General features: G+C 72.6%; 23 protein-coding genes. 15 read left to right on the forward strand and 8 right to left on the reverse strand.

What is annotated here, in order from left to right; translation table 11 throughout:
• Positions 1 to 90 precede the first annotated feature (90 nt).
• Positions 91 to 711 carry a DUF2306 domain-containing protein gene (locus AB0J55_RS36470; protein ID WP_364259336.1) on the forward strand — a complete coding sequence of 207 codons (621 nt, stop codon included), beginning with the start codon at positions 91 to 93 and terminating at the stop codon, positions 709 to 711.
• On the opposite strand, the gene AB0J55_RS36475 is transcribed toward AB0J55_RS36470, so the two are convergent.
• Both AB0J55_RS36475 and AB0J55_RS36480 read right to left on the reverse strand, forming a co-directional pair.
• The gene (locus AB0J55_RS36475; protein ID WP_364259339.1) at positions 662 to 1822 is read right to left on the reverse strand and encodes an acyl-CoA dehydrogenase family protein; all 1161 of its coding nucleotides are present in this window, start codon (positions 1820 to 1822) and stop codon (positions 662 to 664) included. The genes AB0J55_RS36470 and AB0J55_RS36475 overlap by 50 nt on opposite strands.
• Complete coding sequence (locus AB0J55_RS36480; protein ID WP_364259342.1) at positions 1819 to 4161, reverse strand: bifunctional salicylyl-CoA 5-hydroxylase/oxidoreductase; 2343 nt, start codon at positions 4159 to 4161, stop codon at positions 1819 to 1821. The genes AB0J55_RS36475 and AB0J55_RS36480 overlap by 4 nt, the downstream gene beginning before the upstream one ends.
• 65 nt (positions 4162 to 4226) lie before the next feature.
• On the opposite strand from AB0J55_RS36480, the gene AB0J55_RS36485 reads away from it, so the two are divergent.
• Complete coding sequence (locus AB0J55_RS36485; RefSeq protein ID WP_364259345.1) at positions 4227 to 4622, forward strand: RidA family protein; 396 nt, start codon at positions 4227 to 4229, stop codon at positions 4620 to 4622.
• On the opposite strand, the gene AB0J55_RS36490 is transcribed toward AB0J55_RS36485, so the two are convergent.
• Positions 4609 to 5451 (reverse strand): PaaX family transcriptional regulator C-terminal domain-containing protein, encoded by an 843-nt coding sequence (locus tag AB0J55_RS36490; protein ID WP_364259348.1) that lies wholly within the window; start codon positions 5449 to 5451, stop codon positions 4609 to 4611. The two genes, AB0J55_RS36485 and AB0J55_RS36490, sit on opposite strands and share 14 nt — an antisense overlap.
• 52 nt (positions 5452 to 5503) lie before the next feature.
• Between AB0J55_RS36490 and AB0J55_RS36495 the strand changes: the two genes are divergently transcribed.
• The 3 genes from AB0J55_RS36495 to AB0J55_RS36505 all read left to right on the forward strand — a co-directional run bounded on the left by AB0J55_RS36495 (position 5504) and on the right by AB0J55_RS36505 (position 7441).
• Positions 5504 to 6181 carry a GNAT family protein gene (locus AB0J55_RS36495; RefSeq protein ID WP_364259351.1) on the forward strand — a complete coding sequence of 226 codons (678 nt, stop codon included), beginning with the start codon at positions 5504 to 5506 and terminating at the stop codon, positions 6179 to 6181.
• 104 nt (positions 6182 to 6285) lie between these two features.
• The gene (locus AB0J55_RS36500) at positions 6286 to 7023 is read left to right on the forward strand and encodes a hypothetical protein (RefSeq protein WP_364259354.1); all 738 of its coding nucleotides are present in this window, start codon (positions 6286 to 6288) and stop codon (positions 7021 to 7023) included.
• Positions 7024 to 7081: 58 nt separating this feature from the next.
• Positions 7082 to 7441, forward strand: a complete 360-nt coding sequence (locus AB0J55_RS36505) for a PLDc N-terminal domain-containing protein (RefSeq protein WP_364259357.1) — start codon at positions 7082 to 7084, stop codon at positions 7439 to 7441.
• On the opposite strand, the gene AB0J55_RS36510 is transcribed toward AB0J55_RS36505, so the two are convergent.
• Positions 7438 to 7902 (reverse strand): MarR family winged helix-turn-helix transcriptional regulator, encoded by a 465-nt coding sequence (locus tag AB0J55_RS36510; protein WP_364259360.1) that lies wholly within the window; start codon positions 7900 to 7902, stop codon positions 7438 to 7440. The two genes, AB0J55_RS36505 and AB0J55_RS36510, sit on opposite strands and share 4 nt — an antisense overlap.
• Before the next feature lie 99 nt (positions 7903 to 8001).
• Here AB0J55_RS36510 and AB0J55_RS36515 point away from each other — a divergent pair, with 99 nt between their 5' ends.
• Positions 8002 to 8424, forward strand: a complete 423-nt coding sequence (locus AB0J55_RS36515; RefSeq protein ID WP_364259363.1) for a nitroreductase family deazaflavin-dependent oxidoreductase — start codon at positions 8002 to 8004, stop codon at positions 8422 to 8424.
• Here the strand turns inward: AB0J55_RS36515 and AB0J55_RS36520 are convergent.
• A complete protein-coding gene (locus AB0J55_RS36520) occupies positions 8421 to 9581 on the reverse strand; it encodes an acyltransferase (protein ID WP_364259366.1) in 1161 nt (386 codons plus the stop codon). The genes AB0J55_RS36515 and AB0J55_RS36520 overlap by 4 nt on opposite strands.
• A gap of 87 nt (positions 9582 to 9668) precedes the next feature.
• The gene (locus tag AB0J55_RS36525; protein ID WP_364259369.1) at positions 9669 to 10961 is read right to left on the reverse strand and encodes an FAD-binding oxidoreductase; all 1293 of its coding nucleotides are present in this window, start codon (positions 10959 to 10961) and stop codon (positions 9669 to 9671) included.
• Positions 10962 to 11051: 90 nt separating this feature from the next.
• Between AB0J55_RS36525 and AB0J55_RS36530 the strand changes: the two genes are divergently transcribed.
• The 3 genes from AB0J55_RS36530 to AB0J55_RS36540 are packed head-to-tail and all read left to right on the forward strand — an operon-like array spanning position 11052 to position 13760.
• A complete protein-coding gene (locus AB0J55_RS36530; protein ID WP_364259373.1) occupies positions 11052 to 11936 on the forward strand; it encodes a LysR family transcriptional regulator in 885 nt (294 codons plus the stop codon).
• 31 nt (positions 11937 to 11967) lie between these two features.
• Positions 11968 to 12765 (forward strand): oxygenase MpaB family protein, encoded by a 798-nt coding sequence (locus AB0J55_RS36535; RefSeq protein ID WP_364259376.1) that lies wholly within the window; start codon positions 11968 to 11970, stop codon positions 12763 to 12765.
• A gap of 38 nt (positions 12766 to 12803) precedes the next feature.
• Positions 12804 to 13760, forward strand: coding sequence for an ATP-dependent DNA ligase (locus AB0J55_RS36540; protein ID WP_364259379.1), 957 nt, complete (start codon positions 12804 to 12806; stop codon positions 13758 to 13760).
• Here the strand turns inward: AB0J55_RS36540 and AB0J55_RS36545 are convergent.
• Positions 13757 to 14506, reverse strand: coding sequence for a CDP-alcohol phosphatidyltransferase family protein (locus tag AB0J55_RS36545; RefSeq protein WP_364259382.1), 750 nt, complete (start codon positions 14504 to 14506; stop codon positions 13757 to 13759). The genes AB0J55_RS36540 and AB0J55_RS36545 overlap by 4 nt on opposite strands.
• A gap of 66 nt (positions 14507 to 14572) precedes the next feature.
• Between AB0J55_RS36545 and AB0J55_RS36550 the strand changes: the two genes are divergently transcribed.
• Genes AB0J55_RS36550 through ribA form a run of 6 tightly spaced genes read left to right on the forward strand, consistent with a single transcriptional unit; the run spans position 14573 to position 19582 of the window.
• Entirely contained in the window at positions 14573 to 15535 is a 963-nt protein-coding gene (locus AB0J55_RS36550; protein WP_364259385.1) for a zinc-binding alcohol dehydrogenase, read from the forward strand.
• A gap of 31 nt (positions 15536 to 15566) precedes the next feature.
• On the forward strand, positions 15567 to 15965 hold the full coding sequence (locus AB0J55_RS36555; protein WP_003105095.1) for a 6-carboxytetrahydropterin synthase: 399 nt from the start codon (positions 15567 to 15569) through the stop codon (positions 15963 to 15965).
• Complete coding sequence (locus AB0J55_RS36560; protein ID WP_364259388.1) at positions 15962 to 17029, forward strand: glycosyltransferase family 4 protein; 1068 nt, start codon at positions 15962 to 15964, stop codon at positions 17027 to 17029. The genes AB0J55_RS36555 and AB0J55_RS36560 overlap by 4 nt, the downstream gene beginning before the upstream one ends.
• On the forward strand, positions 17026 to 17916 hold the full coding sequence (locus tag AB0J55_RS36565; RefSeq protein ID WP_364259391.1) for a class I SAM-dependent methyltransferase: 891 nt from the start codon (positions 17026 to 17028) through the stop codon (positions 17914 to 17916). Before AB0J55_RS36560 ends, AB0J55_RS36565 begins: the two co-directional genes overlap by 4 nt.
• The gene (locus AB0J55_RS36570; protein WP_364259394.1) at positions 17913 to 18932 is read left to right on the forward strand and encodes a lysylphosphatidylglycerol synthase transmembrane domain-containing protein; all 1020 of its coding nucleotides are present in this window, start codon (positions 17913 to 17915) and stop codon (positions 18930 to 18932) included. The genes AB0J55_RS36565 and AB0J55_RS36570 overlap by 4 nt, the downstream gene beginning before the upstream one ends.
• Positions 18929 to 19582 (forward strand): GTP cyclohydrolase II, encoded by a 654-nt coding sequence (gene ribA / locus AB0J55_RS36575; protein ID WP_364259397.1) that lies wholly within the window; start codon positions 18929 to 18931, stop codon positions 19580 to 19582. The genes AB0J55_RS36570 and ribA overlap by 4 nt, the downstream gene beginning before the upstream one ends.
• Before the next feature lie 32 nt (positions 19583 to 19614).
• Here the strand turns inward: ribA and AB0J55_RS36580 are convergent, their stop codons facing one another.
• The gene (locus AB0J55_RS36580; protein WP_364259400.1) at positions 19615 to 20316 is read right to left on the reverse strand and encodes a creatininase family protein; all 702 of its coding nucleotides are present in this window, start codon (positions 20314 to 20316) and stop codon (positions 19615 to 19617) included.
• Positions 20317 to 20337 lie beyond the last annotated feature (21 nt).

Consider the following 20337-nt stretch of genomic DNA (forward strand, 5'->3'; position numbering starts at 1 on the left):
CCGGCGACTCGGGGGAGAGCCATGACCGTCCGCACGGAAGTCAGACCCGCATCCGTTCAGCCGCAACCGAAGTGGTGGCGGCGGCCATGGGTGGCGCCACTCGCGCTGGTCGTCGCCGCGTTTCTCGCCTATTCGGTGCCGCCCTACCTCACCTTCGATCCGGCGCAGTCGCGTGTTCCCGCGCCCGCCGGTTTTCCCGCGCACTACTGGTTCCTCGTCGGGCACATCCTCTTCGGCAGCGTGGCCATCGTCGGGGTCATCCTGCAGATCTGGCCCTGGCTGCGCCGGACGCATCCGGTCATCCACCGCAGAATCGGCCGGGTCTACGTCTTCGCCGGGGCGATTCCGTCGGCGCTGATGGCGCTGACCATCGGTTTGTTCAGCCCGTTCGGTCCCGCCGCCGGCGCGCTGAACGTCGCCGGCGCGCTGTTGTGGCTCGGGTTCACCATCGCGGGCTGGCGGGCGATCCGGCGGCGCCGGTACGCCGACCACCGGAAATGGATGGTCCGGAGCTTCGCGATGACCATGAACACCCTGCTGAGCCGGGTGTATGCCCCGCTGGCGTTCCTGGGCCTCGGCCCGTGGTACCCGGAGAAGGGCGCGCTCATCCAAGCGGCCTCGACGCTGTCGGGCACGATGAGCCTGCTCACGTTGCTGCTGCTCAGCCAGTGGTGGCTCGACCGGCGCCCGAAGCCAGCCAGCGCGCGATGATCGTCCGCTGGATCTCGGATGCGCCCTCGTAGATCCGGGGCGCCCGGACCTCGCGGTACAGGTGCTCCAGCAGGTGCCCGCGGCGCAACGCGCGGGCGCCGTGCAGCTGGACCGCCGAATCCACGACGAACTGGGCCGCCTCCGTCGCGAACAGCTTCGCCATCGCCGCGCGGCCACCGAGGTTCTGCTCGCCCGCGTCGTAGGCGCCCGCCGCCGCGTACACCAGCAGCCGGGCCGCTTCCGTTCGCGTGGCCATCTCGGCCAGGGTGTGCGCCACCGCCTGCTGCTTGATCAACGGGCCGCCGAACGCTTCCCGCGTGCCGGTGTGGGAAACGGTCGCGTCCAACGCTGCCTGGGCCATCCCGACGGCGAACGCGCCGACACTGGGGCGGAACAGATCCAACGTCCGCATGGCCACGGTGAAACCGCGGTTCTCTTCGCCGAGCAGTTCCTCGCGCCGGACTTCGACGCCGTCGAACGTCAGCGTGCCGATCGGGTGGGGGCTCACCAGGTCCAGGTGCTCGCCGGACAGGCCCGCGCGGTCGCCCGGGACGACGAACGCGCTGACCCCGCGGGAGCCCGCGCCCGGGGTCGTGCGGGCGAACACCGTGTAGAAGTCCGCTTCCGGGGCGTTGGAGATCCACATCTTCGTCCCGGTGAGCCGCCAGCCGTCGCCGTCGGGCTCCGCCGCCAGGGACAGCGCGGCCGCGTCCGAACCCGCGTCCGGTTCGGTCAGGGCGAACGCCGCCACCGCGTCACCCGCCGCCACCGCCGGGAGCCAGCGTGCCACCTGTTCGTCCTGTCCGGACTGCAGCACCGGGTAGCTTCCCAGGCCCTGCAACGCCAGCGCCGTCTCGGCTTCCGTGCTCACCGTGGCGAGGTTCTCGCGCAGGATGCACAGGTCCGTCGCGGCTGCCTGCCTCGACGGCGTGCCCGATGCGACGCCGGGGAAGAGCCGCGCCAGCAGGCCGAGCGCGCCCATCGCCTTGAGGAGCGGGCGGTTCACCGCACCCTCCACACCGGACTCGGCCAGCGGGAGCAGCTGCTCGGCCGCCAGCCGCCGCACGTCGGCGGCGAACGCCTGCTGATCGGCATCGAGGGTGAAGGTCATGACGAAGCTCCCGGTCGCCAGCGGGCATGGGCGGTGCCGGCCGGTCCCGACCGGACGAGGTCGAGCCGTGGCTCCGGCCCGTCGGACCGGCCCGTCTGCGGCTTGCGGCTGCCGGCGGCGAACGGCTTCGGCCACGGCATCGGGTACCCCTGCTCGGCCGCCGCATGCAGAGTCCACTGTGGATCGTAGAGGTGCGTGCGGCCCAGCGCGCAGAGGTCCGCGCGGCCGGCCAAGATCAGCGAGTTGACGTCGTCGTAGGAGGAGATCGCGCCGACCGCGATCACCGCGATCCCGTACTCTTCACCGATTTCGTTGCGGATCCGGTCGGCGTACGGCGTCTGGTAGCTGCGGCCGTACTGCGGGCGCTCCTCGCTGACGACCTGGCCGGTCGAGACGTCGATGCCCGCGGCGCCGTGGGCGGCGAACGCCCGCGCGATCTCGACGGCGTCGTCGGCGTCGAGGCCGCCCTCGCACCAGTCGGTCGCCGAGATCCGGACCGTCATGGGCCGGGAAGCGGGCCACACCGCGCGGACGGCGTCGAAGACCTCGAGGGGGAACCGCAGCCGGTTCTCCAGCGAGCCGCCGTAGGCATCGGTTCGCTGGTTGGTCAGCGGGGACAGGAACGACGACAGCAGATAGCCGTGCGCGCAGTGCAGTTCGAGGACGTCGAACCCGGCGCGAGCGGCCGCCTCGGCGCAGGCGACGAACTGCGAGCGGATCTCCGAAAGCTCCGAAGTGGACAGTTCGCGCGGGACCTGGTTGCGGTCCGAGTACGGCAGGGGTGAAGGTGCGCAGACCTCCCAGTTGCCGGACGGGAGCGGCTCGTCGATGCCGTCCCACATCAGTTTCGTCGACCCCTTGCGCCCGGAGTGTCCCAACTGGACGCCGATGCGCGCGGGTGTCTGCGCGTGCACGAAGTCGACGACCCGCTTCCAGGCCGCTTCCTGTTCCGATGTGTACAGTCCGCCGCAGCCCGGCGTGATCCGGCCTTCGGGGGAAACGCAGACCATCTCGGTCATCACCAGCCCGGCCCCGCCCAGGGCCTTGCTGCCCAGGTGCACCAGGTGGAAGTCGCCCGGCACGCCGTCGGCGGCGGAGTACATGTCCATCGGGGACACGACGATCCGGTTGGGCAGCTCCAGCCCGCCCAGGGAGAACGGCTGGAACATCGGCGGCCGCGACGTCGTCCCGAGCTTGCGCGCGAACCAGTGGTCGAGCTCGGCCGCGAACTCCGGGTCGCGCAGGCGGAGGTTGTCGTAGGTGACGCGGCGGCTGCGCGTCAGGATGTTGAACGCGAACTGCGGCGGCTCCTGGTGGGCGTACTGCGCGATGTTCTCGAACCACTCCAGGCTGGCCTGCGCGGCGCGCTGCGTCGACGTGACGACCGGCCGCCGTTCCAGCTCGTACGCCTTGAGGGCCTCGGCGACGCCGTCGTTCTCGTGCAGGCACGCGGCGAGCGCGAGCGCGTCCTCCATGGCGAGCTTCGTGCCGGAGCCGATCGAGAAGTGCGCGGTGTGCGCGGCATCGCCGAGGAGGACGACGTTCTCGTGCACCCACGTCTCGCAGCGGACCGTCCCGAAGGACACCCACTTCGAGTTGTTCGCCATGACCTGGTGGCCGTCGAGGACGCCGGCGCAGAGTTCGCGGATCAGGGCGATCGACTTTTCGTCGCTCTCGCCCGGCTTCAGCGCGGTCGCCGCGATCGGGCCGAACGTCCGCTGCCAGACGTCCTCCTGGACCTCGAGGATGAAGGTGCTGCCGTCGCGGCCGTAGGGGTAGCCGTGGATCTGCATGATCCCGGCCGGCGTTTCGAGGACGTAGAACTTGAAGGCGTCGAACACCAGGTCCGTGCCCAGCCAGATGTACCGGCACCGGCGCGTCTCGACGCTCGGCCGGAACGTCTCGGCGTACCGCGTGCGCGTCGCCGAGTTGACGCCGTCGGCGGCGACGACCAGGTCGTACCCCGACAGGTCGGCCGGCGCCTCCTCCCGGAAGTGCAGGCCGACGCCGAGTTCGCCGCAGCGGGCCTGCAGGATGCCGAGCAGGCGCTTGCGGCTCATCGCGGCGAAGCCGTGGCCGCCCGAGGTGGTGACCGTGCCGCGGTAGTGCACGTCGATGTCGTCCCACCGGGCGAATTCCGCCTTCATCGCCTCGTGCACGGCCGCGTCGGCGTGCTCGATGCCGCCGAGCGTCTCGTCGGAGAACACCACGCCGAAGCCGAAGGTGTCGTCCGGGGCGTTGCGCTCCCAGACGGTGATTTCGTGGCCGGGACCGAGCTGTTTCGCGAGCGCGGCGAAGTACAGACCCGCCGGGCCGCCACCGATGACCGCGATACGCACGTCCCCAGGGTATGTCGTCACCACTACGACCGTCAATAACGCGAAAGATGGCGTACGGTGGGCGCATGGAACGCATCAACCCGCCGGAGCTGGGCAAGCCGTCCGGGTTCTCGCACGCGGTGGTGGCGGAGGGCCGGGTCGTCTTCCTCGCCGGGCAGACCGCACTGGACGCGTCGAACCGGATCGTCGGCGACGGCGTCGTCGAGCAGTTCGAACGCGCGCTCGGCAATCTCCTGGCGTCCCTGCGCGCGGCGGGCGGCTGCCCATCGGACCTGTGCAGCGTGACGATCTACATCGTCGACATGGCGGACTACCGCGCCCACGCCCGCGAGATCGGCCGGGTCTGGAAGCGGCTCGCGGGCACGGAGTACCCGGCGATGGCGGGCATCGGCGTGGCCCGGCTGTGGGACGAGGAAGCCTTGGTCGAGGTCCAGGGCTTCGCGGTGCTCAGCCGAGGTTGATCGCCTTCGCGACATACGCCCGGGCCGGCGTCTCCAGCTGGGCGTGCAGCTCGAAGAACAGCTCCGCCGCGCGGATTCCGGACCAGTCGCGGGGCAGGAATTCCGCCGGCAGACCGGGATCGAGGTAAGGCATCCGCCGCCAGCCGGTCAGGACCCGGACGTAGTCGGCGAAGGCCTGTTGCTCGGTCACCGGCTTGCGGCGCAACGCCGGGCCGTGCTCGTCGAGGAACGTCGTGTACAGCTCGTCCAGGCGGTCGAGGTCCCACCACTCGCGGACCTTCGCCGCGACGTCGCCGAACGCCAGGTGGTCGGCGCGGAACAGGTCCGCGTACCCGGCCAGGCCGAGCCGGGTCAGCGCCTCCTCGGTCGCGCCGTGGAGGTGGGCCGGCGCGATCCAGACGCCGGAGGCCGCGGTGCCGAAGCCCATCCGGGCCAGCTGGGTGCGCAGCAGGTGGCGCTTGTGGCGTTCGGTCTCCGGCACCGAGAACACCGCGAGCAGCCAGCCGTCGGCCGGGGTCGCGCGGCCGCGGCGGAAGATCCGCTCGTCTCCTTCGCGCAGGATCTCGCGGGCTTCGTCGGACAGCTCGTAGCCCGCCGTCGCGTCGCGGCGCACCGCTTCGAGGATCCCGCGCCGCTTCAGCCGGGAGATGGACGAGCGCACGGCGGGCTCGTCGACGCCGACGGCGGCCAGCAGGTCGATCAGCGACGCGACCGAGAGCCAGCCGCCTTCGGTGCGCGAATAGAGGCCGTACACCGTCACGATCAGCTGACGCGGCTGGGCTGCCCGGCCGGAGCCGTCCAGTTCGGTTGCGTCGGGTACGGCCGTCATCGGGCCACGATAGCAACTCCCGCCCGGATCGCTCCGCTACGATTTCGCCGCGATGCTGCCAGCCACCAAGGGGATCTTCGACCGGCTCACCCGCCGCGGCCGCCTGATGACCAAGCGGGCCTGCGACCGGCAGGGCCATGTGGTGCGTGCCGGTCGCTTCCTCTTCCGCACCCCGACCGCGTGGGAGTACGCCGCCGCGGTCGCCTGCGGCAGCGATCCGGCCGCGCAGCGCTGGCTCGGCTGGCAGCGCGACTCGATCGTCGCCGAGCCGGCGCGGGCGGACGCGCTGCGGGTCGTGCCCGGCACCGGCCCCGACTGGGCGGCGCCGGACCCGCAGTCGGTCGACCTGGTGATGATCGACGTCGAGGCCAACCGCTGCGTCGGGCTGGTCAGCGTGCACACCGGCGAGGACGGCGGCCCGGAGACCGGCGGCTACCTCGCCCCGGACTACCGCGGCCGCGGCCACGGCCGGGTGCTGTTCGCGGCCGGCCTGACCCTGGCGCACGACCACCTGGGCCTGCCGCGGGTCCGGGCGGGCGCCGAGGTGGGGAACGTGGCGAGCGCGCGGTCGCTGCAGGCCGCCGGCCTCGCCCGCGTCGCCGGCCCGCCGACGTACCGGCTGCCGGACGGCCGGGTCACCGAGGCGTGGTGGTTCCAGCACGACGTCCCCCGCGTGACGCGCTGCAATGGCCCGCAGGCGATGTGGTTCCCGGTGTCTTCGGTGCTCTGAGGCTTTTGGGGGTTCCGGGTGGCGGAGCCCCCGGCCCGGGGCGAAGCCCCGGATGTTACTGAGCTTCGGCCGTCGCCGACGTTTCCCGCGGCTAACTTCGCCGGATGACTGCGCTTTCCGCTCCCGTTCCGCCCGTGCCCACCGAAGTTCCGCCGGGCAGCGTCGCCTGGCTGCGCGCGTCCGTCGCCCGGTTCAGCAACGGCCCCGACCACACGCGGCGCCGGGCGCTGGCGGTGGACGCGCTGGCGCCGGTAGACGTGGATACGTTGCAGCACAACGCTTCCGAACGCACGAGCCGGATCATGGCCGGTCTCGACGTCGTCGACGTGATGGCCACGATCGCGCGCCCGGTGCCGGTCGGCGTGCTCGCCGAAGCGCTGGGCCTGCCGGACGTTTCCGCCGACGTGGCACTGGTCGCGGCCGCGTACCACCCGCACATGACGCCCGATGCGGCCGCCGAGGCCGCGTTGACGAGGCTGCTCGCGGCCTGCGGCGGGCCGACCGAAGCCGCGGCGGCTCGGATCGGCCTGCTCGTCCAGGCCTGCGACGCCACCGCGGGCCTGATCGGCAACGGGCTTTTCGCGTCGCTGACCGGAAAACCCGCCGAGCAGCCGGTGCTCGCCACCCGCCGCCGGATCGGCGGCGAGGACGTCACGGTGCCGCTCGCCGGGACGCCGTTCGGCGCCGGGCCGCGCGCCTGCCCGGGCTCGCGGCACGCCGTGGCCCTCGCGACCGGCGTTCTCGCGGCGTTGCGTGGTTTCCGCCTGACAGAACGGGAAACGACGTGGGTGGCGGCGCCGAATCTCCGGATGCCCGCGGTGCTGCGGGTGACCCGCGGCTGACGGTCCGGCGGCCTCTGCTAAGACTTACCGCGTTCATCGACTGGGGGAAGGCCGGGAATTGCTGTACTTGGATGGTCTGCTGGGCATCGTCACGTTCGGGTTGTGGATCTTCTGCCTGGTCGACGTGATCACCACGGACGAGTCGTCCTGCCGCAACCTGCCGAAGGGGCTGTGGCTGCTGCTGGTGCTGGTGGTGCCCCTGGTCGGCTCGATCGTCTGGCTGGTGGCGGGCCGTCCGCAGCCGGTGGCGCGGGCCAGCGGCCGGTACGAGCGCGACGCGCCGGCGTTCCCGGAGTACGACCGCCCGGGCCGGTTCGCGGCCACGAACCCGGACGACGACGAGGAATTCCTGCGCCGGTGCCGGGAACGCGCGGAGGCCCAGCGCAAGCTGGCCCGCGAAAAGCGCGGCGAGGACTAGCAGCCCGGGCCTTCGCAGGTGCCGCGTTCGTAGGCTTCCAGCGTCGTGATCACCAGCCGGCGCTCGGCGGGCGTCAACGGCGTCAGGGCGTCGCTCCACGCCTTGGCGCCGCGGGCCAGCCAGGCGTCGACCGCCGGGCGCTTGTCCGGGGTGATGCTCACGATCGTGCGGCGGCGGTCGGCCGGGTCCTCGTCGCGGTTCAGCACGCCCTGACGGCTGAGGTCGCCGACCATCAGGCTCGCCGTCGTCGGCGCCACCTGGAGGCGGGTCGCCAGCTCGGTCACCGTCATCGGGCCGTCGAAGAGCAGGTACGACAGCAGCGAGAGGTGCCGCGGCGCCAGCGCGCAGCCGTCCAGCTCCGCCGGCACCGGTGTCCGTTTCGCGCGGCCGACCAGCCGGGGCATGAGCAGCAGCAGCTGCCGCACGCCGTCCTCGACACTCGGTCCGGCCTCCGTTGACACCGGTTGCCTCCTCTCGGTAGCTTTGTTTGCAAAGCAAACGCTTCGGCTCGAGCGTACCTCGCGTCCGGTCGAGCGTACCGGCCAGAAACAGGGGATCCCATGACGACGCCTACCGACATGAACGACTTCAACAAGCAGATCGTCGAAGAGTTCCGGGCCAACGAGGGCAAGGTCGGCGGCATGTTCGAGGGCAAGAACGTGCTCTTGCTCACGACGATCGGCGCGAAGAGCGGGGCGGAGCGGCTGTCCCCGCTCGTCTACACCAAGGACGGCGACCGCTACGTGATCGCAGCGTCCATGGGCGGCGCGCCGAAGAACCCGGCCTGGTACCACAACCTGGTCGCCAACCCGAAGGTCACCGTCGAGGTCGGCGCGGAGAAGTTCGAGGCCACGGCGACGGTGATCGCCGACCGTGCGGAGCGGGACCGCCTGTACGCGGGGATGGTCGCGCACGCGGAGGGCTTCGCGGACTACGAGAAGAAGACCGACCGGGTCATCCCGATCGTGGTCCTGGAGCGCTAGGAGCCGATGGGGGCCGGCTCGGCGGGCGACGCCGCCGGGCGGGCCGCCGCCAGCCGCCGCTCCCGCCGCTCCTCCTTGCCGGCGATCACCCGCTTGCCCACGTCGATCAGCGGCTTCTCGACCCAGCGGTGGATCAGGTCCGCGATCGCCAGCCCGACCAGGAACACCACCAGGCCCGAGGTCGTCCGGTTCTCGGCGAGCCCGGGCACCGCCTGCACCACGACGAAGTGCACCGGTCCCTGCAGCAGGTACAGCGAGTACGACCGCTCGCCGACGAAGCGCATCGGGGCCGTGCCGAGCAGCCACTGCAGCGGGCCCGGGCTGACCAGCACGATCAGCAGCAGCATCGTCAGCAGCGCGTACGCCACCAGCCACCACAGGTTCTGCCCCGACGCCGTCCACACCGTGTCCAGGTTCACCTGCAGCAGCCCGAACGCCGCGACGATCGGGATCGCCGCCAGCGGATGGGTCAGCGGCTTCAGCAGCGCGTAGCCGCGGCGGTAGTGCAGCGTGATCGCCAGCAGGCAGCCGCCGGCGAGGATGAAGTAGTGGATGGTCGAGTGGTAGATCGCGACCTTCGAACCCGCCAGGGTCCAGCCGCTGGTCAGCGGGACCGCCGCCAGCAGCACCACCATCGCCGCGGCCACCAGCAGGAACTTGCGCTTCGCCGCGCCGATCCCGATCGCGACCAGCAGGAACGGCCAGACGAGGTAGAACTTCTCCTCGATCCCGAGCGTCCACGAGCCGCTGAAGAAGTTGTCCGCGGCGTGGTCGGCCGTCGACGGGAAGAACTCGTTCATGAACGTCAGGTAGTACTTCAGCGCGCGCGGGAAACCGCGTTCGAGGAACTCGGCGCGCAGCAGGACGAACGCGATGATCCCGCCGAGGATCACCAGGTACGGCGGCAGGATCCGGAACACGCGCCGGAGGTAGAAGTTCGACAGCGAAATCCGGCCGGTCCGGTCCTGTTCACGCAGCAGCAGCGTCGTGATCAGGAAGCCGGACAGCACGAAGAACAGGTAGACGCCGACCCAGCCCGACAGCCACGTCCAGTTCGGCCCGCCGAAGTGGAAGAAGATGACCATCGTCGCGGCGAGCGCGCGCAGGCCGTCGAGGCCGGGGAACCGCCGCATGCCGAGGTAGTCCTCGTGGCTCATCGTGCGCAAGGCGGTCCCCCATCGGTGTGATCGACCGGCCGAGTATATGGCCCCGATTCCGTGGCCATTTCCCCGCCCGGATCCGCATTACCCCGCCCGGAAGACGTTTCCGGCGTCGTAACGGCGGCGGAGCTCCCCGAGCCGGCGCAGGTCCGCGGCCGGGTAAACGCTCTCCGCGACCTCCTCCGGCGTGTGCTCGCCGTACACGAACGGCAGCAGCCGGCCGGTCGTCCACGGCGCCAGCGCGTCGAACAGCTTCGCGTGCGTGCGCCGGACGGCCGCGACGCCGTCGTCGCCGACCATCGACAGCGCCCGGACGACGAACTCGGCCGAGCGGTCCCAGCCCACGCCGGGGAGCTCCGGGGTCCGGGCGAGCGCGCCGCCCAGCCGGTCGACGATCAGCACCGGCGGCGTCGCCGCGCCCGGGCCGGCGTGCTCGAGGACCGCGTCGAGCATGGCGTCGTTCAGCTGGGACACCGTCGCGTTGGTGCCGTGGTAGCCGTGCGGCTGCCGCGGCTCGGCCGCGATCGAGCCGGACTCGGTGAACGGCATGATCCGCAGCGTGTCCGCCAAGGTGGGGGCGACAGCCCGTAGCGGCGCGACGAGGTCGTCGCCGTCCTCGCCGAGGTAGGCGATCCGGACCTGGGCGACGTGCCGGCCGCGCAGGTGCTCCGGCAGCACCGGCAGGTCGGGGTAGCGGATCAGGGCGATCGACGTCGTCAGCGTGTCCGGCGCGGCCGCCGACCAGGTCCGCCACGCCCGCAGCACCGACGGCACGTGCGCGCTGTCGAAGGTGAGGCTGCCGCCGTAGAGCTCGGCCACCGGGACCAGGCCGAACTCGATCGCCGTGACGACGCCGAAGCCGTCACGGCCGCCGCGCAGCGCCCAGAACAGGTCCGAGCCGGGCTCGACGCGCCGGAGCTCGCCGTCGGCCGTCACCACGTCGAGGGCGTTGACGTGGTCGGCGGCCCGGCCGTAGCGGCGGGCCAGCAGCCCGAACCCGCCGCTGAGCGTGTAGCCGACGACGCCGACGTCCGGCGACGAGCCGCTGAGCGGGGCCAGCCCGTGCTTCCCGGCGGCTTCGACGACGGCCTCCCACCGGACCCCGGCCTCGACGCGGGCGGTGCGGGCGGCCGGGTCGATCTCGACACCGGTCATCCGGCGGGTGCTGATCAGGACCCCGTCGGTGCCGGCGGTCAGGCCGTGCCCAGTGGCCTGGACCGCGACCGTCAGCCCGTGTTCCGTGGCGTAGCGCACGGCGGCCACCACGTCTTCGGCGCTCTCGGCGGCGACGACGACCGCGGGCGAGCTCGGCACCGCCGTCTGGAAGCCGGCGACTTCGTCGGCGTAGCCGTCCTGACCTGGGCGGAGGATGTTCATCTCGGCTCCTTTCGTTCGCTGCTTCCAGCTTCGGGTGAACTCGATCAGAAGTCCAAGATCTGGTTTTTCTACGAACTAGAATCAACGCTTATGGAATTGCACCAGCTCGCCTACTTCGTGGCCGTGGCCGAGGAAGGCAACTTCACGCGCGCCGCGGAGCGGCTGCACGTCGCCCAGCCCGGGGTGAGTGCCCAGGTCAAACGCCTGGAGCGAGAGCTGGGGCAGGAGCTACTGGACCGCTCCGGCCGGACGGTCCGGCTCACCGACGTCGGCGCCGCCGCCCTCCCGCACGCCCGCGCCGCGCTCGCGGCGGTGCAAGGTGTGCGCGAAGCCGTCGAAGAGCTGGCCGGGCTGGTCCGCGGGCAGGTCGCGATCGGCGCGGTGACGTCGGCGGGCCCGGTCGGGCTGCCGGACCTCCTCGCCGGCTTCCACGAGCGGTACCCGGCGGTCGAGATCACCCTGTCCGAGGCCAACTCCGACACGATGCTCGCGGCGCTGCGCGCAGGCCGGCTCGACCTCGCCGTCGTCGGCCTCGCGACCGCGCCGCCGCCCGGCATCGCGACGCAGGTGCTGCTCGACGAGCCGTTCCTGGCGGTCACCGCGCCGGACGGCCCCTTGGCCGGCCGGGACGAGGTGACGATCCCCGACCTCGACGGCCTTCCGCTGATGGCCCTGCCCCCGGGGACCGGCCTGCGCACGGCGCTGGACGCGGCCTTCGCGCGGGCAGGGCTGACGCCGCGGATCGCGTTCGAGGCGGCCGACCCGAACGTCCTGGTGCAGCTGGCGACCCGCGGGCTCGGGGTGGCGATCGTGCCGGAGTCCCTGGGCCGGTACCACCAGGCCGAGCTGCAGGTCATCGGCATCGGCGGGCCGGGCCTGCGCGGCGTGCTGGCGCTGGCGTGGCGGGCGGAAGGGCCGCTGAGCCCGGCCGCGCGGGCCTTGATCGCGTTCGCCCGGGCCGCCTACCGCTCTTGACATGCCGTCAACAACGGCGTTCCCTGGGCAGGTGACGGACACCGCCCTTCGCGACGCCGTCGTCGGCGCCGGGCTGCTCGCCGGCAGCGCGAACGTGATCATGCAGCTGTCCCGCGCGCCGGTCGGGTACGGCGTCTTGGAGAGCCGGGTCGACAGCGGCAACCTCTTCCGCCACCCGGTGAAGCGGACCCGCACCACGCTGACCTACCTCGCGGTCGCGACGATGGGCACCGACGCCGAGCGCGCGGCCTACCGCCAGGGCGTCAACCGGGCGCACGCCCGGGTGCACTCGACGGCGGCGAGCCCGGTCGCCTACGACGCCTTCGACACCGAGCTCCAGCTGTGGGTCGCAGCCTGCCTGTACAAAGGCTTCGAGGACGTCCACCGCGCGTTCTTCGGCGGTGAGCCGGGGCGGTTCTACGCCGCCGCCGCGCCGCTGGGCACGACGTTGCAGGTGCGCCCGGAGATGTGGCCCGTGGACCGCGCGGCCTTCGAGGAGTACTGGACCGCCGGGCTGGCGGCGGTCGGCATCGACGACACCGTCCGCCGCTACCTCACCCGGATCGTCGACCTGGAGTTCCTGCCCCGGGTCGTCGCGCGGCCCGGACGGCGGTTCCACCGGTTCGTGACCACCGGGTTCCTGCCGCAGCGCTTCCGCGACGAGATGCGGCTGCCCTGGACCGCCGCCGACCAGCGCCGGTTCGACGCGCTGCTGGCCGGGCTCGGCCGGGTCGTCCGCGTCCTGCCAGGACCGCTGCGGCGGTTCCCGTACAACGTCCTCCTGGCCGACCTGCGGTGGCGGCTGCGCACCGGACGTCCGCCTGTTTGAGAGTTGACCGCTCCGCGCGGGGACGCGAGGGTGGGCCGATGAGCAGCGACGAAATGCGGCACGGCGTCAAGCTGAGCAGTCTCGACCAGGAGGTCTTCCCCGAGGCGGGCGTCACCAAGCGCGAGCTGCTCGACTACCTCGAGGCGGTGTCCGGGCGGATGCTGCCGCAGCTGCACGACCGGCTGCTGACCGTGCTGCGGGTGCTGCGCGGGCAGGGGCCGTTCATGCAGAAGAACCTGCCGAAGTACACCCCGGACTGGGTCGAGCGGGCCACGATGTGGGCCGAGGCGTCCAAACGGGACGTCTCCTACGCGCTGTGCAACGACCTGCGCACGCTGCTGTGGTTCGGCAACCAGCGCGCGATCGAGTACCACACGTCGTTGTTCCTCCGGACACCCGAGAACGGGCCGACGCACCTGATCCTCGACCTCGACCCGCCCCCGGACGCCCCGTTCTCGCTGGCCGTGAACGCCGCGAAGCTGGTGCGAGAGGCGTTGCGCAACGACGGCCTCGACGGCGCGGTGAAGACCAGCGGCTCCAAGGGCGTCCACGTCTTCGTGCCGCTCGCGCCGGGCCAGCCGGTCGAGGACGTCGCGGCCGCGACCCGCGCAGTCGCGGTCCGGGCCGAGCGCATCGACCCGGCCCTGGGCACGACGGAGTTCGTGGTCGAGCGCCGCGAAGGCAAGGTGTTCCTGGACTCCACGCGGTCTCGCGGCGCGACGGTGGTTTCGGTCTACAGCCCGCGCCACCGCCCGGGCATGCCGGTGTCGTTCCCGGTCCGCTGGGCCGACGTCGACAGCGTCAAGCCGGGCGAGTTCACCGTCCACACGGTCCCCGGCCTGCTGTCCGGCGGCGACCCGTGGACCGGGGAGATGCCGGAGCCGTTCGTGCTGCCGGCGGACCTGGTCGAGGAGGGCCACACGATCCCGGTCGCCCGGGTGGCCGCGATGCACGAGGGCAAACGCCGGGCCCGCGCGGCCCGCAACCCGGGCTAGGCGGCCTGGTTGTGGCCGTAGCCGAGGGGGCGGCGCAGGGACGCGCGGGGGAGCGTGATGATCCGGGCCGGCGCGACGCGGTGCCGGGCCAGCCAGCCGACGTCCCGGCCGAACGACCAGGTCAGCGAGGTCAGGGCGAGGGCGACCGCCGCGAAGGCCAGTGAAACCGGCAGCAGCCCGGACACCGCCACCACCAGCACGACCCCCTGCACGGCCGCCACCGTCTTCCGGGCCATGCTCGGGTACAGCGGCGCGGTCAGCCACGGCATGGTCCACGAGGCCGCGACGAAGACGTACCGCATCAGGCCGATCGCCAGCACCCACAGCCCCAGCGTGCGGGACACCTGGATGCACAGCAGGAGGATCAGGAACGCGTCGACCTCCATGTCGAAGCGCGCGCCGAACTCCGACGCCGTGCCGGTGCGGCGGGCCACCTGGCCGTCGAGGCCGTCCAGCAGCAGCGCCACGCCGACCAGCCCGACCAGCCACCCGAGGGAAAAATCACCCTCGGCGATCAGGGCCGCGGCGCAGCCGACGAGGATCGCGCGGGCGAACGTGATCCAGTCCGCGGGCCCGAAGGCGCCGCGCCCGCTGCGGCGCAGGCCCCACTCGGTGAGCAGTACCAGCGCGAGGCCGTAGACGACACCGGTCGCCCAGGCCAGCGGGCCGGCACCGCCCGCGACGACCCCCGCGGCGAGCACCGGCGCCGGGATCACCGAGCGCAGGAGAAGGTCCTGTTTGATCATCGTCGACTCCGCGAATTGCTCATAGGGTGGCGACACAGCCTCCGGTCGCCCGCTGAGGAGAAACACGTGGAACAGGCTTTCTGGGTTCAACGTCCCGGCACGGGACAGCTGCGGGACGAGGTGCTGCCCGACCCCGGGCCGGACGACGTCCTCGTCCGCACGCTGTACTCCGGCGTCAGCCGGGGCACCGAAACGCTCGTCTTCCGCGGCGGCGTCCCGGCGAGCCAGCACGACGTCATGCGCGCGCCCTTCCAGGAGGGCGAGTTCCCCGGCCCGGTGAAGTACGGCTACCTCAACGTCGGCGTCGTCGAACACGGCCCGGCGCACCTGCGCGGCAAGACGGTCTTCTGCCTCTACCCGCACCAGACCGCGTACGTCGTCCCGGCGAGCGCGGTGACGCCGGTGCCGGACGCCGTCCCGCCCGGGCGCGCGATCCTCGCCGGCACGGTGGAGACCGCGGTGAACGCCGTGTGGGACGCGCGGCCGCGGCTCGGCGACCGGATCGCCGTCATCGGCGCCGGGATGGTCGGCGCGAGCGTCGCCAAGCTCCTCAGCGGCTTCCCGGCGACGCGGGTGCAGCTGGTCGACGTCGATCCGGCCCGGGCCGGGATCGCCGCCGCGCTCGGCGTCGATTTTTCGACGCCGGAGCAGGCGCTGGGCGACTGCGACCTCGTCGTGCACGCCAGCGCGTCCGAAGCAGGCCTCGCCCGGGCCCTGGAGCTGCTCGCGCCGGAAGGCGAGGTCGTCGAGATGTCCTGGTACGGCGACCGCCGGATCAGCGTCCCGCTCGGCGAGAACTTCCATTCGCGGCGGCTGGTGATCCGCAGCAGCCAGGTCGGCACGGTCGCGCGGCCGGACCGCAGCTACGCCCAGCGCCTCGCCGTCGCCCTGGATCTGCTGGCCGATCCGGCGTTCGAAGCGCTGGTCAGCGGCGAGTGCACGTTTAAAGATCTTCCGTCCGTGTTACCCCGGCTGGCCGCGGATGAACTTTCCGCCCTGTGCCTCCGTGTCATGTATCAGCCGCAGTGACCACGTCCACCCGAACACATCGGAGGTCTTGGTGTTCAGCATCACCGTCCGTGACCACGTGATGGTCGCCCACAGCTTCCGCGGAGAGGTCTTCGGACCCGCGCAACGCCTGCACGGCGCGACCTTCGTGGTGGACGCGACCTTCCGCCGGGCCGAGCTCGACGAGGACAACATCGTCGTCGACATCGGCAAGGCCACGGAAGAGCTCAAGGCGGTGCTGAGCGACCTGAACTACCGCAACCTCGACGACGAGCCGGAGTTCAAGGGCGTCAACACCTCGACCGAGTTCCTCGCGAAGGTCGTCGCCGACCGCCTCGCCGACGCCGTCCACGCCGGACGCCTCGGCGAAGGCGCCCGCGGCCTCGAGGGGATCGCTGTCTCGCTGAAGGAATCGCACGTCGCCTGGGCGAGTTACGAGCGTGCCCTGTGAACAGTCTTTACGTGATCCTCCCCGGGGACGTCGACGACTCGTCCGTCCCCAGTGGCGGCAACACCTACGACCGCCGGATGTGCGACCGGCTCGCCGCGGCCGGCCTCGACGTGCACGAGATCGCCGTCGCCGGCAGCTGGCCGCGGCCGGACACCGAGGCCCGCGCGGTGCTCGGCCACCTCCTCTCGGCCCTGCCGACCGGCTCGGCCGTGCTGCTCGACGGCCTGGTCGCCTGCGGGGTGCCCGAGGTCGTCGTCCCGCAGGCGCGCCGGCTGTCGGTGTCAGTGCTGGTGCACCTGCCGCTGGCCGACGAGACCGGCCTGCCGCCCGCGCTCGCCGCCGAGCTCGACGCGCTGGAGCGCGAGACGCTGCAGGCGGCCGGCTCGGTCGTCGCGACCAGCGAGTGGGCCGCGCGCCGGCTGATCGCCCACCACGGGCTGGCCCCGCACCGAGTCCACGCGGTGACACCGGGCGTGGACCCCTCACCGCTGGCCATCGGCACCGACGGCGTGTCCCGCCTGGTCTGCGTGGCCAACGTGACCCCGCGCAAGGGCCAGGGCGTGCTCGCCCAGGCCCTCGAAACCGTCGCCGACCTGCGCTGGACCTGCGAATGCGTCGGCGGGATCCGCCGCGAGACGAAGTACGTCGAGCGGCTGCGCGAGCACCGGCTCGGCGACCGCTTCAAGCTGACCGGCCCGCGCACCGGCCGGGCGCTCGAAGCGACCTACCACACCGCCGACCTGCTCGTACTGCCTTCGCGCGCCGAGACCTTCGGAATGGTCGTCACCGAGGCACTGGCCCGCGGCGTGCCCGTGCTGACCACCGACGTCGACGCGCTGCCCGACACGGTCGGCGTCGCGCCGGACGGCACGGTGCCCGGGATGCTCGTCCCCGGCGACGACGTCGAAGCGCTCGGCGCCGCGCTGCGCCGGTGGCTCACCGAGCCGGCCCTGCGGACGCGGCTGCGCGCTTCGGCGAGGCTCCGCCGCGAGACCCTGACCGGCTGGGACGACACCGCCCGCCGGATCGCCGACATCCTCCTGCGGCAGGAGGCGGCGGCATGACCGCGTTCGCCCCGGACTGGCTCTACCTGCGCGAACCCGCGGACGCCGCGGCCCGCGCCACCGAGCTCGTCGACCCGCTCCGCGACTTTCTGGCTGCGACTGCGGGGGTGCAACCCCCGCACCCCGCCCGGGAGGGCTCCGCCCCCCGGACCCCCCGCGATGGCTTCGTCGTCCGCGACCTGGGCTGCGGCACGGGCTCGCTGGGCCGCTGGCTGGCCGCGCGCCTGCCGGGCACCCAGCACTGGATCCTGCACGACCACGACACCGAGCTGCTCGCCCACGCCCAGGCGAGCCTCCCGGACACCGCGCTCGACGGCAGCCCGGTCGACGTCGTCGCCGAGCAGCGCGACATCACCGCGCTGCGGGCCGCCGACCTCGCCGGGACGTCGCTGGTCACCGCGTCCGCGCTGCTCGACCTGCTGACCCGGGACGAGATCACCGCACTGGCCACGGCGGTCGTCGAAGCCGGCTGCGCGGCGCTGTTCATGCTGTCGGTCACCGGCAAGGTGGAGCTCTCGCCCGCCGACCCGCTCGACCCGGCCATCGCGGCCGCGTTCAACGCCCACCAGCGCCGCGTCGCCGAAGACGGCCGCCGGCTGCTCGGCCCGAACGCGGCCGACGTCGCCGCGACCGCGTTCGCCAGGCTCGGCGCCCGGGTCGTCCGGGCGGACAGCGCGTGGCGGCTCGGCCCGGATCAGGCCGAACTGCAGCGGCAGTGGCTCGAAGGCTGGGTCGGCGCCGCCGTCGAGCAGCTGCCGCAGCTGCGCCCGGTCGCCGACGTCTACCTGCAGCGGCGGCTCGAGATGGCGGCGGCCGGCGAGCTGCACGCGGTCATCCACCACGGCGACCTGCTGGTCCTGCCGCCGAGCCTGGAGGCGGCGGCGTGAAGCGCGCACTGGCCTGGCTGCGCATCCTCGGCGCCGTCGGCATCCTCGCCGTCCTCGTCTGGCAGCTCGGCAGCGCCGCCTTCCTCGACGGCCTCGGCCGGATCAGCGTGCCCGGCGTGTCCGCCGCCCTGGTCATCGGCTTCGCGACGACGCTGTTCAGTGCAGGCCGCTGGCAGATCGTCGCCACCCGGCTCGGCCTGCGGCTTTCGCTGCGCACCGCGGTCGGCGACTACTACCGCGCGCTGTTCCTCAACGGCGTGCTGCCCGCGGGCGTCCTCGGCGACGTCCACCGCGCGGTCCAGCACGGCCGCGACAGCGGTGACGTGCCGCGTGGCGTGCGGGCCGTCGTCCTGGAACGCACCGCGGGCCAGGTGGTGCTGATCGCGTCCGCGGTCACCGTGGTGCTGGCGGTGCCGTCGGTCGTGCCCGGGGCGTTCCGCGAGATCGTCGTGGGGGCCGGCGTGGTCGTCGTGCTGGCCGCCGTCGCCGGGCTGGTCGTCGGCCGGCTGCTGGGCGGGCGCTGGATCCACAGCCCGTCGAAGTTCCGCCGCGGCTTCGCCGTCACCCTCGCCGACGTCCGGCTCGGCCTGCTGACCCGCGAGACCTGGCCCAGCGTGGGCTTCCTGTCCGTCGCGACCCTGGCCGGGCACCTGGCGCTGTTCGTCGCCGCCGCCCGCGTCGCCGGGGTGGCCGCGCCGGTGTGGCAGCTCGTGCCGCTGATGGTCCTCGCGCTGCTCGCGATGGGCCTCCCGCTCAACGTCGGCGGCTTCGGCCCGCGCGAGGGCGTCTGCGCCCTGCTCTTCGGCGCGGCCGGACTGGGGGCCGCCCAAGGTGTCACCGTCGCCGTCGTCTACGGCGTGCTCACGCTGGTCGCGAGCCTGCCGGGCGCCGGTGTCCTGCTCGTCCGGAGCGTCGCCGGGTTCCGCGTGACCCGCGCTCCGCACACCGGTGCCGTGCCCGCTCCGCGCGTCGCGGCCGGCACCGGGATCGAAACGGAAGTGGGGTTACAGTCATGACCGTAAGTGAGGTCGTCGGGGATCTGCCGCGCCGGGCCGTGGTCGAGCGAGTGGTCGAAACCCGGCTGCCGACCCGGCACGGGACGTTCCGCGCGGTCGGGTACCTCGACCGCACCGGCACCGAGCAGGTCGCGCTGGTGTACGGCGAGATCTCCCCGCTCGGCACCCTCACCCGGGTGCACAGCGAGTGCCTGACCGGCGACGTCTTCGGCTCGACGCACTGCGAATGCGGCGACCAGCTGGCGGTGGCGCTGGACCGGATCGTCGAGGAGGGCTCGGGCGTGCTGGTGTACGTCCAGGGCCACGAGGGCCGCGGGATCGGCCTGCTCGCGAAGCTCGAGGCGATGCGGCTGCAGCAGGACGAGGGCCTCGACACGGTCGACGCGAACGTCGTGCAGGGCCTCCCGGTCGACGCCCGCGACTACCACGCGGCGGCGGGCATCCTGACCGACCTCGGCATCCGCTCGGTGCGGCTGCTGTCCAACAACCCGAAGAAGGTCGAACAGCTCACCCGCTACGGAATCCGCATCAGCGAGCAGGTGCCCCTGCTGGTTCCGCCGAACCCGGAGAACCTGCGCTACCTGCGGACGAAGGCCGAGCGGATGGCCCACCTGCTCCCGCACCTGAACCAGGCGTTCACCGGCTCGTGAGTGAGAAACAGTGTTCTAACACTGTTTCTCACTCACGAGGACGTGAGCACGTCGAGGACCGCGGCGAAGCGCTGGACCAGCGTGTCCAGCACGACGTGCCCCTTCGCCGCGCTCGCCAGCGAAGGACGGCCGACCACCCCCGACTCCGTGTACGCCCGCAGGCCCAGCGTCAGCAGGTGCTCCCGGTCGGTGACGTGGTCGGCCGTTTCGTGCCCGGGACGCACCAGGTGCGGGTGGGCGTGCAGCAGGATCGACGTCTCCAGCTCGCCCGCGTGCATGTCGTCGTCCAGCGACGTCCGCAGGCCCGCCGCCGTGTGCGCGGCCTGCCAGTCCGCGACCCCGGGGAACAGCGCCATCGCGCCCGCCGCCTCCTGGACCACATTGGACAGTACGTAGTTGCCGCCGTGCCCGTTGACCAGCACGAGCCGCTCCACGCCCGAGGCCCGCAGCGACGCCGCGACGTCGGTGACCACGGCGTGCAGCGTGCGCGCCGAGAGGCTCACCGTGCCCGCCCACCCGGCGTGCTCGTGCGAGCACGAGATCGGGATCGGCGGCAGGTGGAGCACCGGGTAGGCCTCGGCGACGGCCTTCGCCAGCGTCGCCGCGATGATCGTGTCGGTGGCCAGCGGGAGGTGCGCGCCGTGCTGCTCGAAGCTGCCGACCGGCAGCACCGCGACCGGCGCCCGCCGCTCCTGCTCGTCGGCGGTCGTGGCGAGCGGGAACAGATCGGTCATGGTCGCGCCCCTTCTCTAGGG

Origin of the sequence: Amycolatopsis sp. NPDC049688 (assembly GCF_040674975.1) — a bacterium.
GTDB lineage: Bacteria > Actinomycetota > Actinomycetes > Mycobacteriales > Pseudonocardiaceae > Amycolatopsis.

Coding starts and splice junctions, on each gene's coding strand:
- AB0J55_RS36475 (WP_364259339.1), bottom strand. CDS start 1,822: ATGACCTTCACCCTCGATGCCGATCAGCAGGCGTTCGCCGCCGACGTG.
- AB0J55_RS36485 (WP_364259345.1), top strand. CDS start 4,227: ATGGAACGCATCAACCCGCCGGAGCTGGGCAAGCCGTCCGGGTTCTCG.
- AB0J55_RS36490 (WP_364259348.1), bottom strand. CDS start 5,451: ATGACGGCCGTACCCGACGCAACCGAACTGGACGGCTCCGGCCGGGCA.
- AB0J55_RS36495 (WP_364259351.1), top strand. CDS start 5,504: ATGCTGCCAGCCACCAAGGGGATCTTCGACCGGCTCACCCGCCGCGGC.
- AB0J55_RS36500 (WP_364259354.1), top strand. CDS start 6,286: ATGACTGCGCTTTCCGCTCCCGTTCCGCCCGTGCCCACCGAAGTTCCG.
- AB0J55_RS36515 (WP_364259363.1), top strand. CDS start 8,002: ATGACGACGCCTACCGACATGAACGACTTCAACAAGCAGATCGTCGAA.
- AB0J55_RS36520 (WP_364259366.1), bottom strand. CDS start 9,581: ATGAGCCACGAGGACTACCTCGGCATGCGGCGGTTCCCCGGCCTCGAC.
- AB0J55_RS36525 (WP_364259369.1), bottom strand. CDS start 10,961: ATGAACATCCTCCGCCCAGGTCAGGACGGCTACGCCGACGAAGTCGCC.
- AB0J55_RS36530 (WP_364259373.1), top strand. CDS start 11,052: ATGGAATTGCACCAGCTCGCCTACTTCGTGGCCGTGGCCGAGGAAGGC.
- AB0J55_RS36540 (WP_364259379.1), top strand. CDS start 12,804: ATGAGCAGCGACGAAATGCGGCACGGCGTCAAGCTGAGCAGTCTCGAC.
- AB0J55_RS36545 (WP_364259382.1), bottom strand. CDS start 14,506: ATGATCAAACAGGACCTTCTCCTGCGCTCGGTGATCCCGGCGCCGGTG.
- AB0J55_RS36565 (WP_364259391.1), top strand. CDS start 17,026: ATGACCGCGTTCGCCCCGGACTGGCTCTACCTGCGCGAACCCGCGGAC.
- ribA (WP_364259397.1), top strand. CDS start 18,929: ATGACCGTAAGTGAGGTCGTCGGGGATCTGCCGCGCCGGGCCGTGGTC.
- AB0J55_RS36580 (WP_364259400.1), bottom strand. CDS start 20,316: ATGACCGATCTGTTCCCGCTCGCCACGACCGCCGACGAGCAGGAGCGG.